Here is a 17141-nt window from a genome sequence, read left to right as displayed (position 1 = left end):
TTCCAACTTGGGTTATAGTCAATAGCCCCATTTGAATGAAGCTATTTTAATTTAATAGACTAATTTTATGTTAATAATATCCCCAACAGTCACAAAAGTTTGCTTAGCAAAATTTTTGCTCTATGACGAACCCCTTTACTGCTATGCTTTGCCTTTGTAACACCAATTCCTTTTGTTTCAATGGATTTTAGAAACTTACTATTCCATGTTCCACAAGCATTAACAAGGTTCACAAGCAAATAATTATATATCATACCCCAATTTTGTTCGGAATTAGATGTTAAAATAATCGTTGATAGTGGACGGTGTTCACGCTCAACCTCAATAACATTGAAACGATTGTCATTTATCATAAATACTTCAGCAATTACATAACTTCTTTTTGTAATACCATCACTTAACTTTGTATATTTCCTTTCCCCCATGCCTTCTGGTAACACATCAGTAAATGCCTGAATTGTTTTTACCTCTGGATATTGTTCCAATACTTTTAAGACATTTATAAAGTCCTTCAACTCCCCCTGAGTCTTAACTTCATGCAGCATTTGATGTTCCAATCCCCTAGCCAACTGCTGTCCACCACTATCTGCTGTAGAGCGAATGGAATTACTCTCACCATAGTACCTCTTTGTATTTTCATCCTCTTCCAAACGTTGTTTGGCAAACTCACGTTTGATCCGTTTGACTCTAGGGACTGAGGTATATTCATGACTCAATTGATTCATCTGCACTAAATCAAAATCCTCCGTAGATCCATCTACTTGTTCATCTAACGTAAAACCTTCCTCATCCCCGTATTTATTTATAGAATGGTATGTATATTTTTTTGCCTCTTTTGACTGCTCTTTATCTTGAATTTCCGGATGTGAGATCGAGATATTTTCATATGGAATATGCTTGTTCTTTACATTCACAATTTGTAAAACCGTCCATGTATTATCTTTCTCCTTTACACGGGCAGTTACTGTGATTGGTTGTGTGAAATTCCATTCAAACTTCAATATCCGTTCCTGCAACCATGTGAATGCAAGGCTTTCATAGACTTGACGTAAATCACGATTGGTTAATAGCCACACCAATTGATAGATGAATGGCGTTTTTGTGTATTTCATTTCATATAGTGATGAGAAGCTAAGATGAATTTTGTTTGGTTCATATGTTTCAGTGAAAAACTGCGGAAATGAATTGGATTCAAACAAACGATGTAAAAAAAATCCGTTCGGTGCTAATATACTGCGCAACACTTCAATAACTGGCAGAATGACATTCTTGCCATCAAAGAAGAATATGAAACTACGAGAAATTGCTAGATCAGTACTTCCATAAATGTTCCATGGCTTTTCATAATACTGCACTCGATTAGGATAAATAGTAATATCTACTTCTTGCGCACCCTGGGGAGGCTGACTTGCTGTGATTACACCGCTACTATAATAATGTTGGATAGCCAAACACGGTAACGTACCCCAGTCCAGTAGTATTTTCTTTGTAACCCCCTTTGAGCGCAAATACGCATACAGCATTATTTTATTATCATAACGAATAGGATCACCAATCCAAATTAGTCTTGCATTCTCTCCTTTTACGAACGGCCATTTAATTTTAACTTGTTTTGCACTCATCATTAACCACTTCCTATTTTCATGTCTATGTACGCCTCTAAATGCGGTTTTATTTCATGAAGATGATGCGATTTAACAGCACCTATGCGCTGGACTTTCCACAATACTACCGGTTCTTCCTCTTGAATCATGCAGTCTATGATTTTACAACAACGTCGAATTTGAAATTGCGAAACCGATTCTGTGATGTTTCCTAAGAGTTTCTTAGTCTTAGGCAGTTTGTTAAGGTGCTTCTCTAAATTAGATAAGATTCCTAAACGTTTTCCGATAAGAGAATTTGTTATCCGGACAGGCTTTTCCAATGCCATCAACTCGTTATGTAGCTGTTTTATTTTTGCGCAATAATCAGCATCCCGTGCAGACCAATCAACAATTGTATTATTGGCATGTGCCTCTTCACATCTTCTGGGTAATTGTTTCAATAGCCAATTCCTATCATGGCGATACAGATAAATATATTCCTTTTGAAAAAGCTCCCTTATTTGTGTTCTGGAATCGTTAGGAAATTGTTGCATTCCTTCCAGCAGTTTGCTCCGGTATTGCTGTAACATTTGAGGGCTCACTTTACTTTCAGCTTTTTCTTTTTGTCCATCCTTAGATAAATACTTTTTCACCGTCTTAGAATCTACCCCAAGCATTTTAGCCATTGCCCTAATACTCAAGTCTTCCTTGCTTGCTAAGACTTGTAATTTTGCCTTCCACGTATCTCCAAACGCTTTTACTCGGCCAATGCGATATATTTCCTCTCTGGATTTATCGGGACCCTTTCTGGCATAAACAAAACCACACGAACACTCAAACGTACCAATAGGGGCAGATGATTTATAATCCCTTGTAATATCCACGGGTTGGATTACCAGTTGCTTGTAATGTTCAGCAGCCTTATTCAGGCATGGCCACGGACCTTTACCAAATGGACCTACATCTTCTTTAACATGTAAAAGCCCTTCTACATCTTTACCTAAAAAATATAGGAAGAATAAATGACGCAAAGGATGCACATGACGCTTTTCATTGCGGGTTAGTACCTTTAGCCAATTGTATTCGTTTTCCTCATTTAACTCAGACTCGTACTTTTTCAAAAACCCTTTAGAGAACTTTGCTTGAAAGGCTTCAAATAATCCCTTTTGCCTTACTTGATTCGATGTAGTAATTAAATTCTTTTCCCTAAGAAGCAATCGATACATTTTAAAGACATTTTCACGTGAGAATGCCTCAATATCAATATTTAATAATTGATATGCCATTTTTGCTAGCTTTACTTGGGTATCAAAATAATATGGAGACTTCACTTCCTGCAAAGCTGAAAAATTCATTCTTTTTGCCTCAAACCGGATAAACTTGATTCGACTTTGCTCGTTAAAGTCAACCGGGTATTTTCTTAGTTGTAAATAATGGTGTGCGCACAAGTCTATACCTTGTAATTGGTGTTCCCGATGTATGTATGGTTCACCATATTTATCAATATCAGCACGGGCGCATTGTGGACAGTAGTATAATACATCTTTCTTGCAAATACCCCCTGCAACCATACCAATCCTTGTATAAAGACCCTTTCCATCACCTTGAACATCAAGCATTACCTCTTGTTGTCGATGTTTAGCAAGGAACGGAGCATAAAACGGATAAATAGTGTGTTTCGCCAATAAATTTCCTATTGAATAATGATTTCCCATTTGTTGAGACAAAGCATAAAAATGGCTACCAATCTCTACACTCGGGATCACAGAGCGACTTTCAAACACTTCTTCCAATGAATCTTTGTAATCAATATTTCCACTGTAAAAGTGATAACGGGCAATCGCTGAATAAATTATTTCATCTGGATATGGATCCGTAAAGAATGGCAGCATTCAAACTCACTCCTAATAGAATTCCTCCAAAGGATTTTTAATGTACCCATTTGCCTTCAATAACTCATGGGGATGTTGCTTTTTGTCCAATGCTCGCTTTCTTAGCGTTAACAATGGTAGTACATCCGCATTTTTCGTTTTAGCTTTCGTTTTTTGTTCCTTCTTTTGTTGATTTAATGCAATTCCCTGCTGAATCACATCCGATTTAAGCTGGTGAAAGTCAGTATCAAGTGGACTTTCTTCAACTATATTTTTTGTCAATTTTTTAATGTCTTTATCTTTCAATCTATCAAAAATACCAAGTGCAGCTACCTCAACACGTAAGTTTTCAATCGTGTCTTGCCGTTTATACTGGATTGTATTTTGTCGTTCTTTAAACGCATCTTGAATACGCCCTGTAATTTCTGTATTTCGCTTATGGTTGAGCATTACCTCATCCAGGTTGATCATAATATCTTCATATTTCATCATATCAGCTAAATTATTGGTTCGAATAGCCGTCATCATTGGTTGAATCGTTTGCATATCTTCTTTAGCAGTCTTTTTTATTACTTGTGGTGTAATGGTTTCATTTGGATTATCCTCATCAAATAATGCTCGTTCTTGCGCTAAAATAAAGAGGTTTACAGCAACAGCAGTAATTCCTTGGCATTCATAGTAAAATGCCTTCTTTGTCTGCTCAGTAAGCTCAGAATGGGTTTTTAAGCACTGTAATTCCCAAAGTGTTTCAAGGAAGAATTCCCATTCCTCACTATCTTCCGCCATACGATCCCAAATAATTGCTCCATCGCTTGCTGCCCGTCTTGCCTGTCTGAAATTCCCTTTAAAAAGTTTTTGTGCCTTAGAAGTCCCAATTAAGACCGTGGGAATGCCAACTGTATTAGACAGCGTTACAAAAAAATTCAACATTTCTTCCTGATCATTTTTAGAATGTAGTAAGTGCTGGATTTCATCAATGACTAATACACCGATACCATACATACTTGCTAATGATGTCATATGCAAAAGCATTGTCGATGTCACTCGATTCAAATAACCATACTTTTCTAAATAACGCGTACCAAGTAGGTCATCAATTGCCTTGAAAAAGCTTTTACAGAGCGTTGATAAGCTACCGTCATATGGACAGTCAATTTTAAGCCAAACAATTTGTGTACGGTTAAAAGGTTGTCCTCCGTAAGTTTCATGTTTGATGACTTGCGGATACATGAGCAGCAAGCGTTCAATTTCAGTGGTTTTGCCGATACCAGAGATACCTATAATAGATAAGCTATCAGCTGTAGAGCGAATATAATTTAAACGCTCCTTGATATGCTTATGTGCAATCTCCTCTTCTTCACGCAATTCATGTAATACACGAACTCGCTCTAGAAATGTAGAATCTAATGGATTTCTTGCTAAGTAGCCTCTGCGAATCAACGTTGATAATCGACGCTCTACCTCAAAATGAATCGGTAATGGCTGAATAAAGTTCCTCACACGTTTTAATACGTGATAACGAATATTGGATTCACTTAACTTATCTTGATCACTAATCCGTGGGGTCACCATAAATCGTTCTAGCACAACATCCTCACTTAAAATCGGTGGAAGAGCCTCGATAAAAGGATTATTGGCATATTCACTTAAAGGTTGTTCCTTATAAACGCCTTTCTCAAATTCTCCTTTTAAAACAACCATGTCATTTGTTTTTCCCAAATTCCTCATCTCGCTTTTTCTTTAATTTTTGCATTAGGCGTGAGGGTGATTTCTTTGGTGGTGTATCATTAATCCTCTCTTTTGTAGTGAAATCGATTACTTCAGTTTCCTCACTAACCTTTTTAGGTGATAAATCAAATTTTTCAGTTTCACGGTTTAATTGTTTTTCAACATCCTTATTGTCTCGAATAGAAGCAATTTTTGCTTTTTTACTTGTTGGTTGGTTGAAAGATTCTTTTTTGTTCTTCACAGCTTTTTTTATTATTTCTTCCATTGTTGCATCTGTATTTATTGTTAATTGAATTTGATTTGTACGTTCTACTTTTTCTAGTTCATTCCGAAGTTGATGTTGAAATACAATTTCCTCTAAGAAATCACCTTTATATTGCTGACTAGGTTCTAATAAAATACAAGTCTCAAAGTCCATTCCGTTATCATGAGGAATATAGATTTTTTCAATATGGCGTGGATCATAAACAACTTCTACGCTTTTATTTTTCAACTTCAAATACCAATGTTCCTCAATCGCTCGTTGGGAACCATATAGAAGATTTTTAAACTTGATACCAGCCCTTGAAATTGTCGCTTTTCCACGCGGAAGCACGTTCAGGCGAAGAATATTTCTATCAACTGTTCTAAGCCTTCCCTTGCGGTTTTGAATACCCCAATTCCATAAATTAATCGGCGTTGGTACTAATCCTGCAGCGACCATTTCTTTTTCAATAGGATATTTATCAATTACCTTTTGGTTATGATGTAGCGCCATTGTAATAATAATGGACGTAAATTCCTTTAAATTCAGTGTAGCATTTAAGCGATAATCCTGATCACCACGTTCTCTATATTCCTTTTGAATTGCTCCCGGTGCTTTTTGCTTCACCTTCCCATTAAAAGTACGGAACTTCCGTTCAACAATCCCTTTCAAATCCCCACGATAAGCCGTGGTATTCTCTATTTTAATATTAAGATTATTAATTAAGTTGTCTATCGAATATCCTTCAAATTCGCCCCTGTCAGCAATTATAATTTCAGGCAAATGATGTGTTGGCCATTGCTCGGGTGTAATATCTATTCCACATTGCTTACAAAATTCTACTTTGTCTGCGACCATATTATCTAAAGCCATCATTGCACCAATCCATGATGGGCCTTCTAGTCCCACATAAAGACCAGTAATAATACGTGAATACACATCAAGTACCGCATAAATAACTGGTCGACCAATTACTTTATTTACATCAAGCGAACTAACTAAATAAATATCTGCAATGGTTGCATCAATTTGAAATCTAGTACCAGGACCATTTGTTTCCGATTTAGCATCGCCTAGAATAGGACGATATTTCAATTCATATTCCTTCGTACTTTTACGAAACTGGATATCTTTTTTCGGATCTTCAAGCTTTTTAAACCAGTAGTAAAACTGATGGTATGAAGGGAGTCGTGTAGCATCCCAGATACGGTACTTCAGTTCACCGCTTTCCTTATAGCGGTCAGAATAAAAGTCACGAAGAACGAAATTATAAACGTCTTTTAACGAATAGTTATTTGTAGCTCGGTAATACTTTTTAATTGCATGTTCAAATTGAACTTTTACTTCATCCGTAATATTAATACCTGTCTGGTATTCATTACTGAGAACCCTTCGAGGACGACCTACCTTTGATTTATTTAAAGTTTTTGTTTTACCCTTTCCTCCCGAATTCGAGTAGTCGGGGAGCATCGCATTTTTTGTCATACCTCGCTGCCAAAAACGACTAAGTAGCTTTTTTACCTTAGTAGGAGTGACTTTTAATTCTTCCGCAATTTCCTTTATCTTCTTCTCCCTGCCACTTTTTTGAAAGAGTACTTTCATATGTTCCAAACAGTATAGTTGAATAGCTTCCCAATCATTTTCGCGCTTTTGAATTTGTACTTCTGTTAAGTCACTATCGATTACAACTCTTGCAAAAGGATCTGGGATTACTAATAATACTTTTTGTTCGATTTCTGTAGCTAATGTAGCATAAAGCTCTTTTTTAGCCATAGATGTGTGTGCATCAATATCTACAATAAATACATAAGATTCATCTATTTCAACAACTCGAATCCGTTTTGAATCCTTTACATATTGAAGCACTTGATTAATATAAATCATCCGAATTTCATCTTCTTCAGCCTGCTTTCATCAATGGATTTAATATCAATCTGTTGTTCTAAACTAAGTGGATTAAGCATATCTATCGCTATTATTTTTTGAGCAATTAAATGATAAAAAAGTGTTACACCACTACCAAAAGGTAAATGGGTATCGGTATCAAATTCATTCGTAATTGTACGGATACTATGTTTATTATTTAATAACCTTTGCATTAATGATAAGGATATATCTTCAATATGTTGTGAACTCATTTGCTCGAACACATCATAATCTCGAATATCATAATAATCATGTATGTAGCTAATGTTTCGTGCCATTGTTTTAGGAACCTCTTCCTCTGTAACAATGCTCCAGTCTATATCCTTCCGTTTCCAATACTCTCGTTCAATCTCAAACTTTTCAAGTACACGTTCCTTCAGTAATTCGTCCTTCATTTTGATTGTACGAGCTACTTCAAACACATTTTGTCCTTTACCAACTGTCAATAGAAAATCCGTAGTCATCACAATAGGATCGCCTGTTTTTGGATCAGCTGGATGATTAATTCCAAGCTCATCTGCAATAACAATCGTTTCCTCTTGAGGTAATAATGGAAACTGCTCGCGAATATCTAAGATAGCATCAGAAAATTCAGATATGTAAAAATAGTTTCGTTCCAAGTCTGATAAAAATTCATGTTGTCTGTTGGTTTTTATTCCTTTTAATCTCGTTGACCGACCTAATGAGGAAACGCTTGAATTTTTAGCCATGGCTTATATTCTACCCCACTACCAGTTCCACGGCCTTCTTTAATCCACTTATCGACTTTAGATGTTCTTTTTCTTTTCGACACAAAAACACCCCTTTAGACAATCATATCCAAAGGGGCAAAACAGTGCAACTTTTTTATAAACGGTATAACTTTATTTTAAACGGTACATCTTTTTTGCAAACGGTACGACTTTATTTTAAATCAACAAATTGTTCTTTGTTTTCTTCTAGTACTGGATAAAGATAAATTTCTAAATACATGATTACTCCTCCTTTAAATAAACGATTAACGTTATTGTCTGAGTAAAGTTTAGCACATATAATCCTCTTATCTACGAAAATGACATTTTATAACTTAATTGAGAAAAAGAAATACCACATCCTAGAGTTCTCGAAACTTCTTGGATGTGGTAATAATTTTTTATACGCTCTTTAATATCTCAAGTTCTAAAACCCTACTCCACCGTAACACTCTTAGCCAAATTACGTGGCTTATCAACGTCACAGTCACGATGTAACGCTGCATAGTACGCAAGCAACTGCATTGGGATAACACTCACTAATGGTGTTAACAGTTCATGAACGTGTGGGATAACGAATGCATCGTCGTCTTGTTCTAGACCGCGCATGCTTACTACCAATGCGTTTGCACCACGTGCTACAACCTCTTGTACGTTACTACGGATAGCGTAGTTTACGTCTTCTTGTGTTGCAAGTGCGATTACAGGTGTACCTTCTTCAATCAAAGCAATTGTTCCGTGCTTCAATTCACCGCCAGCAAAACCTTCTGCTTGGATGTAAGAGATCTCTTTTAGCTTTAATGATCCCTCTAAACAAACATAATAGTCACTGCTTCGTCCAATGAAGAAAGCGTTTCGAGTTGTTTCTAAATAATTTTTCGCTAAATCTTCAATTGTTTCTTTTTGATCTGTTAAAATTTCAATTGCGTTTGCAACAATCGCAAGCTCTTGCATTGGATCAAAGTCGAGTGACAGACCTTTTGCTTTTGCTGTATCTACTGCTAGGATTGCTAAAACAGCCATTTGTGCTGTATATGCTTTTGTTGATGCAACGGCAATTTCTGGTCCTGCATATAGATTTAATGTGTAATTCGCTTCACGAGAAAGGGTGGATCCTGGCACGTTTGTAATTGTTAGTGCTGGATATCCCATTTCTTTAATTCGTACTAATACCGATCTACTATCAGCAGTTTCTCCGCTTTGTGAAATAAACACAAATAATGGTTTTTCTGATAATAATGGCATGTTATATGAAAACTCACTTGCTACGTGAACTTCTACTGGAATGTTTGCTAATTTTTCAATGAATTGCTTTCCAACTAATCCCGCATGATAACTTGTGCCACATGCGATGATATACACACGATTACAAGCTTTCATTGCTTCCCGGACATCGGTATCAAGTTTTAATTCGCCGTTTTCATTTTGGTATTCCTTAATGATGCGACGCATAACAAATGGTTGTTCATCGATTTCTTTCAGCATGAAGTGTGGGTACGTACCTTTTTCTGTATCACTCACATCAATCTGTGCTGTGAAAGGTTTACGACTTACAGTGCTTCCGTCAAGCTTCTGAATCTCAACAGAATTACGGCTAACTAAAACAACCTCTTTATCGTTAATTTCTAGATACTGATCCGTTTCTTTAAGTGTTGCCATTGCATCACTTGCAATTACATTGAAACCTTCGCCTAGACCAATCAATAATGGGCTTTTATTTTTTGCCACATAAATGGTTTCCGCGTCTTCACGGTCAATTAGACCTAGCGCGTATGAACCTTTTAAAAGGCTAACTGTTTCACGAAAGGCTTTTGCAGTATCTTCGTATTCGTTAAAAAGCTTTTCTACAAGTTGTACGATAACTTCTGTATCGGTTTCACTTACAAAGTCAACATCTTGAAGATGACTCTTTTTCAAATCTTGATAGTTCTCAATTACACCATTGTGAACGAGTGTAAAGCGACCTGATGTGCTTTGGTGTGGATGAGCGTTTTCAACACTTGGCACGCCATGGGTTGCCCAACGTGTATGACCAATTCCCATTGTGGCATGTGTTGTTTCATCTACACGATCGCGAAGTGCCGCAATACGTCCTTTTACTTTAAAAATGTTCATTTCACTGTCATGTAAAACAGCAATTCCAGCGGAGTCATAGCCGCGATATTCTAATTTTTCTAGTCCAGTTAATAAAATTTCTTTTGTATCATTTTGTCCGATATATCCTACAATTCCACACATAATGTGTATCCTCCTTGTACAGAAGGGGCAGACAAACGACCTATATTCAACTGATATTGGGGCGTTTTACTGCCCCTTTCTCGTGATTGTTAATGTTATCATCTTGCTTTATCCATTTGGCCAACAAGTTACCTCATTGTTTTTTGAATAAAGCATGCGATTGAGATGTGCAATCGGGAGGCATCCGCCGAAAATCGATAAACCTCCTCCTCGTCAACTATTCATAATGTCGTCGCTGTGAATAGTTCAGGCGCTTTTCTTACTAGTCAATATGCCTAAGCTCCTTTCTATGTTTGACTAAAGATTTATGTGATAGTGTATCCAATCACAATACAATATATTTTAACCGATATAGAATTGTTTGGTCAATTATTATTTTCGGATGGTGTTATAAGTGTATGATTTTAACGATGATATGTGTATAAAATATGAAAATACAGGCAGGGCTAACCAACCCCACCTGTATGATTTTATCCTCTATGTTTATCCAAAAAGTCAATCATCTTTGAATAAGCATTTATTTCATTTTCTTTTTTCCAAAAACCATGGCCTTCATCTTCCATTACAAAGTACTCCACATCCCGGCCTTTTTCCCGAAGCTTAGCAACAATTTGGTCGGACTCGGCTTTAACAACACGCGGATCCTTTGCACCTTGGATAACGAGCATTGGCTTTGTCATGGAATCCAGGTAGGTAACAGGTGAATCCCGAATAAATCGCTCTTTATCACGTTCTGGGTCGCCAATCCAACGATCCATGATTGGTTTCCAATGATCAGGAACCGATTTAACAAATGTGGTCAGATCGGATGGACCAAAGATGTCAACGCATGCTTTGAAATACTCTGGATGGCGTCCGTGTAATAACAGTGTCATATAGCCACCAAAACTACCCCCAAGTAAGAACAGTTTATCCTGATCTGTTACTTCGTTTTCAAATAACCACTTAATTCCCGCTACACAATCAAGTCTCGGTCCTTCTCCCCAATCCTGTTCAACCAGTTTTACAAAGGAAGAGCCATAGCCTGTGCTCCCACGAAAATTCGGGGCAAAGATGCTGTATCCTCGGTTCGTAAAACATTGAAATAACGAACGAAAGGTTTTTCTTTCTGCATGCTGCGGTCCACCGTGGGGCCAGAAAATGGTGTGTCCATTATCTAGCTCTGGAGGTGCCTTGAATAGTAAAGCTTCAATCTCCATACCATCAAACGATTTGTACGACACTACATCAGGTTCTACCATTTCTTCCTTGCTAACACCTAGTACGGTATTATTTGTAAGCTGCTCCCAGCTTAAGCCATCACTGGACTGAAAAATGTTGTGTGGAACAGTTGCACTAATGCCTAATACAAAAAGTGATCCAGACGGTGTTACATTCAATTGATTGATCACGTCAACGGGTAGCGCTAGTTTTTCAAGTTGATTATTTCTAAGATCATACTTATATAGGTTATCTACTACCCCTTTTTCCGAGAGGACATAGAGTATCTGTTGATTTCTATCAAGTTTTAACGTTTTTACACTTTCGTTATCAAGCGTTAAGACTGATGAAAATTCTTTGGTTTCTAAATCAAATTTAGCAACATAACTGTATTCACTATCATAATCAGTAGCAAAATAAATAGTAGATTCATCGACAAAAATCGGATCAAACGTGATGTGAACTTTTTCTAAGTCAGGTGTGAGGCCATACTCCTCATCGCCAACTTTAACGAATCCTGTCACATACGTATTTGCGTAGGACATCAAGTAAGCAAACCTTTTTTCATCACTCGACACAGCTGCTAGTTCAGTAAGCGCGTCTTTTCCTGTATGGAGTAGCTGATTTGATCCATTATTTAAATCGCGCACATGTGTATTTAGAAAAGATTCGTTTTCTACCGAAGTCATGTAATAGATGCGTTTCCCATCCTCACTTAAGTGAGCAAAGAAAAACTTGTCTTCTGGACTTCCCGTTATAAGTTGTTGTGGTAGTCCACCCTCGTAAGGTAGAGCATAAATTTGATGATTTTCGTCACCATCATTGTCAAAACCCGATAGTACGTATTGATTATTCGGATCAATTTGAATAAAACTACTAAGCTGTTCTTGATGAGCAAAAAGATAAGGAAATGTATCTGGTAAATCCATCGCCCACAAATTCATTTTGCCATTTAGATTTGCGTTAAAGATGAGACGTTTTGCATCTTTACTTACTGCGAAATTAGTAATGACATACGTGCGGAAAAATTGCTCTACGGTCGGTTTCGGAAAATTAATCATCATAGTCCCCCTGAATAGTTGATTTCTATGAAGATCTAAGATGTCTATTGTTACATAGTATAGCTTAATTTTATTCACTTTGATAGAGGCTGATGACTGCGGATCGTAATTAACCTGATTCAGATCGTGTTTTTGAAATCTGGATCGTATTTAGCGAATTCGGATCGTAAATTTGCCATTTCCGATTGTATTTCTCAAATCTGGATCGTATTGTGCTAACTAACATTATTTCGAAGCCTGTAACTGGGTAGACACCTCACCCTTAACCAGCTTCCCATCCTTTATTTCAATAATACGATCACACAGATGAAGAACACGTTCATCATGGGTAACCATTATCCCTGATTTATTACGGTTTTTAATCTCGTCTGCTAGCATTTCAACTACCTCTAGCCCCCGCTTCGAATCAAGACTTGCAGTTGGTTCATCTGCAAAAATAAGATCTGGGTCATTCATCAACGCACGAGCAATCGCAACCCGTTGTCGTTGTCCGCCCGATAATTCAGAAGGTAAATGATTCATTCGATCAGCTAAGCCGAAATGTTTTAGCAAATCAATTGTTCTTTTCTCAATTGCTTTTTTACTAAAACCACTCAGTTTACCAATTAGGGTAAGCTGATCTTTTATTTTCAAATATGGAACGAGATTCGCTGCTTGAAAAATGAAGCCTAACTTATCTAATCGTAGCTTCGTAATCTTTTTTGAAGATAACGAAGATAGTTTATTGCCAGCTATTTGGACCTCTCCGCTTGTTGGAGTTAATAGTGCTCCGGCGATGGAAAGTAACGTACTTTTACCAGACCCCGATGGTCCAATAATCGCGACGAACTCACCCGCTTCAACAGTAAGTGATGCCTCGTCAATCGCTCTAAATTCTTTCGGCCCGTCATGATAAATTTTCGTAACATTGGTCATTTCTAATGTTTTCATTAATTGACTCCTCCTTCTATCGCACGAATCGGATCAATTTTCACGATTTGAATTAGCGATAATAGTGACCCTAGAACGGTAACAGCAAGCAATATGGATGAAAATTGAAGCATGTTCACTAAATTTAGTACAAATGGTAAATCAGCTGGAAACACGGCTGATGCCCCATACGTTAACCCTAGTGCAATTCCAATACATATCACGGAAATTAATACTACCTGTGTAATCACATTTCGCATTAAATAAGAAGTTTTCGTTCCAAGTGCCTTTAACACACCAAACTGATCGGTTTTTTGTAAAGTCAACACATAGAAGAAAACGGCTAATACAAACGTCCCGATAACAAACAAGAAGATAATCATCATGTTGAGTGACGCTTGTTCCTGGGAATAACCAGGAATTCCTTTTAGTAATTCTTCTTTTGTTAATACCTCAAATTCACCTGAAAGCTGATCCTTAATTAGGTCAACCTTATTTTCGTCCACCTGAAGCGCTACAGCACTTACCTTTCCATTTGTGGTATCTGGTACTTTATACGCTACTGGAGTATGGCTAAAGCGTTGTCCCTCAGCAAATCCAACGACGGTAAATACTTGGTCAAATCCCGCAAGCGTTAATTTATCCCCAATCGTAATTCCTTCCTGTTTCATGGAAACATCAACAACCAACTCATTTTGATCTGTTATGGTCTTACCTTTCGTTACTTCTGGCATAAGCTTCCCATCAGGATTTGTAGCAAAAACCGCTACATCTAACTTCTTTTCCGACCCTTTTTCCGCCGCACTAGTCATATTGACGGAGAGTGCAGTCGCTCCCTTAACACCTTCCGTATTCCCTATCATGTCCACGCTCTCTTCTGAAAACTTGGATTGCGTTATCCGGTTTTCTACACCTTTTTCTACTACCACATAATCAGCTTGAAGGTTTTGAATCGAAGAAGCATTGTCTGCCGATAACCCTTTTGCAAGTCCAGAAATGATGAAAATCAACATCGAAATTAACACCATGATTACGCCTATTAAGATATATCTAAACTTAGAATGTACTAATTCTCTATTTGCTAGAAACATAAAAATCGTTCCCCCCTATTCAATTCTTACCTTTAGTTTACAAAGGTAATATGAATAGAAGATGAACGATTGATTACTTTTTCGGAAGGAACACATAAAAGGTAGTACCTTTTCCGAGTTCACTTTCCACCTCGATTGTGCCATCATGAATTTCTATTATCTTTTTTACAATAGCTAGACCTAAACCAGTACTTACTTCGCTCCTTGTTCTTGCTTTATCAACCTTATAAAATCGATCAAATATTTGTGCCACGTCAGTTTCTGTCATTCCTATCCCCGAATCACGAATAGTGAAATGAACGCCCTCTTTATCCTCTTCCGTTACGATGGAAATGCTTCCGCCATTATCTGTATAGCGAATGGCATTTGTCATCAAATTCATCCATATTTGATGGATTAAATCTGATGAACCAGTAATGATACCTGCATTTAGCTGTAAATCAATATGCAAGTTTTTCTCCCGCCATTGCCATTCCGTTGTAGAAACAACATCGCTAATTTGATCATTGATTGATAAAGAAGTTACTGAACTGCTACGATCTTCATGATCAAGCATCGACAAAGTTAAAAGCTGTCTGCTTAACAAAGAAAGTCGCTTGGACTCCTTTTCAATAATCGTCAAGTAATGATTACGTTCTTCTTCGGTCATTTCTTCATCCCTTACCAATTCCGTAAATCCTTGGATGGATGTCAATGGAGACTGAATTTCATGGGATACATTCGAGACAAATTCCTGTCGTTTTGTTTCAGTTTGTTCCAAGCTATTACTCATTTTGGTAAAATCCTGTGCAAGCCGGCCAATTTCATCTTTACGATTAACATTTAATTTCAAATGGTAATTTCCAGCTGCAATTTTTTTCGTAGCCTCCGTTAACCGCCTAATTGGTTTTACGATATAGCTTGTACTAATTAACACTAATAAAAATGAAAAAACAAGTGCTAACACAAGCATACTCGCAAGGAAAAACCGCATTTCACCAAACTGTTGCATGGTGTTTGGTCGGACAAACAATGCATAGTTTTGCCCATTCACTTCTAACGGAACACCAATTGTATTTTTTAATTCATTATCAAAAAAACCTGTCACAAATGGCTTCCATGGGAAGTTTTTTACCCCGTGGTAAACTTCGCCCTGCAGTACTTTTTCAATGTATTTACTGTCTAGTGAATTTTCACGAAACGGTTCACCAAACACACGCCCATTGCCCGCTTCATCCACCAAATAAAATTTGTAACCTAGGTCCGTCATCTCTTTTAGATACGAAGCTATACCCTGTTTGTTATTTGATTTGTAAATATCAACAATATTTCGGCTGATTTGCGTGATTTTGGCATCGTTTTTTGGCTTTAAGTAATTTTGATAATAAATATTAGAAACAAAGAATGCGATAATCGAGCTTGCTATCATGATGACCATCGTTACCACGATAATACGCACATAGAGCGTTCGCATAGTATTCCTCCAGACTTCCTCATTTTGTTGTAGAATAGCGGTTATTTATGAACAGAACATGAACAAGTTATTACATACGTTCGAACTTGTACCCTACTCCACGTATCGTCTTAATGGTGAAATCATGATTCGTATCAGAAAAACGCTCGCGTAATCGCTTGATATGAACATCAACTGTCCGATCATTACCGATGTAATCATTCCCCCAAACCAAATCAATTAATTGTTCGCGCGTGAAGATTTGATTTGGATAATTGGCAAGCTGAGCGAGTAATTCGAATTCCTTTAGCGGTAAAATAATCGTATTTCCGTTTACCCGTACTTCGTAGCTTTTGCGATCAATCACTGTATCACCAAGATGTATAATCTGTTCGTTCATCATTTGAAATCTTCTGAGGAGTGCCTTTATGCGAAATAAAATTTCCTTTGGTTCAAATGGTTTTACAATATAATCATCCGTTCCCGCTTGAAAGGCTTTCTCTTTATCAATTAATTCACCCTTTGCAGTTACCATCATCACCGGAATATCATAATATGTACGAATTTCCTTACATAACTCATACCCATCTATATTCGGCATCATAATATCGACAATAGCGAGATGTATAGCTTTCATTTCGAGTTGTTTTAATGCAGCCTTACCATCTTCTGCTTCAATGGTTTGGTAACCTTCTTTTTGCAAATAAAAGCGAAGTAATTCTCTTATATGCGCATCATCGTCGACCAGTAAAATGGAAATCATCTAACGTCACTCCCGTGCATATTTGCTTTTATCTTATCATATTTATTAATAGGGCTTGTATTTTCATAATGAATTTGGATGCGTAAAATGATGTTCACATAAATATTGCCAGTGAACGCTCCGTATCGGACTGAGGATTCCTTATTTTTCCTTTTTTGGCGTGATTTTGAGAATTAACGGACTCAGGATCACTTATTTAGCTAAAAAACATGATTTCCACCTGTTTATACGCAAATAAGGGATCCTCTGTCCGCTAACCGCCACATTTACCCTTATTTTTCACAAATAAGAAACCCTGTGTCCGCTAGCTTTTAGTCCCACAAAAATCTTTTACTGCCCACAGTGGAAATCAACGTCGCCGTCA

General features: G+C 37.2%; 10 protein-coding genes and 1 pseudogene. All 11 read right to left on the bottom strand.

Translation table 11 applies throughout. The features are described from left to right. Nucleotides 1-89: 89 nt before the first annotated feature. The 11 genes and pseudogenes from ACY9Z2_RS13150 to ACY9Z2_RS13100 all read right to left on the bottom strand — a co-directional run bounded on the left by ACY9Z2_RS13150 (nucleotide 90) and on the right by ACY9Z2_RS13100 (nucleotide 16777). A complete protein-coding gene (locus ACY9Z2_RS13150; RefSeq protein WP_463610107.1) occupies nucleotides 90-1622 on the bottom strand; it encodes a Tn7-like element transposition protein TnsE in 1533 nt (510 codons plus the stop codon). A gap of 2 nt (nucleotides 1623-1624) precedes the next feature. Continuing rightward, nucleotides 1625-3475, bottom strand: coding sequence for a TnsD family transposase (locus tag ACY9Z2_RS13145; RefSeq protein WP_463610106.1), 1851 nt, complete (start codon nucleotides 3473-3475; stop codon nucleotides 1625-1627). Between the two features lie 12 nt (nucleotides 3476-3487). Further along, complete coding sequence (locus ACY9Z2_RS13140) at nucleotides 3488-5155, bottom strand: ATP-binding protein (RefSeq protein ID WP_463610105.1); 1668 nt, start codon at nucleotides 5153-5155, stop codon at nucleotides 3488-3490. A gap of 1 nt (nucleotide 5156) precedes the next feature. Beyond that, nucleotides 5157-7310 carry a TnsB C-terminal domain-containing protein gene (locus tag ACY9Z2_RS13135; RefSeq protein ID WP_463610104.1) on the bottom strand — a complete coding sequence of 718 codons (2154 nt, stop codon included), beginning with the start codon at nucleotides 7308-7310 and terminating at the stop codon, nucleotides 5157-5159. Beyond that, nucleotides 7307-8145: pseudogene (locus ACY9Z2_RS13130) on the bottom strand (TnsA endonuclease N-terminal domain-containing protein). Before ACY9Z2_RS13130 ends, ACY9Z2_RS13135 begins: the two are co-directional and overlap by 4 nt. Before the next feature lie 373 nt (nucleotides 8146-8518). Then, nucleotides 8519-10321 carry a glutamine--fructose-6-phosphate transaminase (isomerizing) gene (gene glmS, locus ACY9Z2_RS13125; protein ID WP_463610103.1) on the bottom strand — a complete coding sequence of 601 codons (1803 nt, stop codon included), beginning with the start codon at nucleotides 10319-10321 and terminating at the stop codon, nucleotides 8519-8521. 470 nt (nucleotides 10322-10791) lie between these two features. Beyond that, nucleotides 10792-12582: a S9 family peptidase gene (locus ACY9Z2_RS13120; RefSeq protein WP_463610102.1), complete on the bottom strand. Its 1791-nt coding sequence runs from the start codon at nucleotides 12580-12582 to the stop codon at nucleotides 10792-10794. Between the two features lie 225 nt (nucleotides 12583-12807). After that, a complete protein-coding gene (locus ACY9Z2_RS13115; RefSeq protein ID WP_463610101.1) occupies nucleotides 12808-13512 on the bottom strand; it encodes an ABC transporter ATP-binding protein in 705 nt (234 codons plus the stop codon). Further along, on the bottom strand, nucleotides 13512-14582 hold the full coding sequence (locus tag ACY9Z2_RS13110) for an ABC transporter permease (RefSeq protein WP_463610100.1): 1071 nt from the start codon (nucleotides 14580-14582) through the stop codon (nucleotides 13512-13514). The genes ACY9Z2_RS13115 and ACY9Z2_RS13110 overlap by 1 nt, the downstream gene beginning before the upstream one ends. Before the next feature lie 73 nt (nucleotides 14583-14655). Beyond that, nucleotides 14656-16035 (bottom strand): sensor histidine kinase, encoded by a 1380-nt coding sequence (locus tag ACY9Z2_RS13105; RefSeq protein ID WP_463610099.1) that lies wholly within the window; start codon nucleotides 16033-16035, stop codon nucleotides 14656-14658. Between the two features lie 70 nt (nucleotides 16036-16105). Next, complete coding sequence (locus tag ACY9Z2_RS13100) at nucleotides 16106-16777, bottom strand: response regulator transcription factor (protein WP_463610098.1); 672 nt, start codon at nucleotides 16775-16777, stop codon at nucleotides 16106-16108. Nucleotides 16778-17141: the final 364 nt, after the last annotated feature.

It is taken from the genome of Virgibacillus sp. GM2-2 (assembly GCF_055329585.1).
The sequence above is the reverse complement of the archived record's forward strand: the minus strand, read 5'-3'. Positions and strand labels throughout refer to the sequence as shown.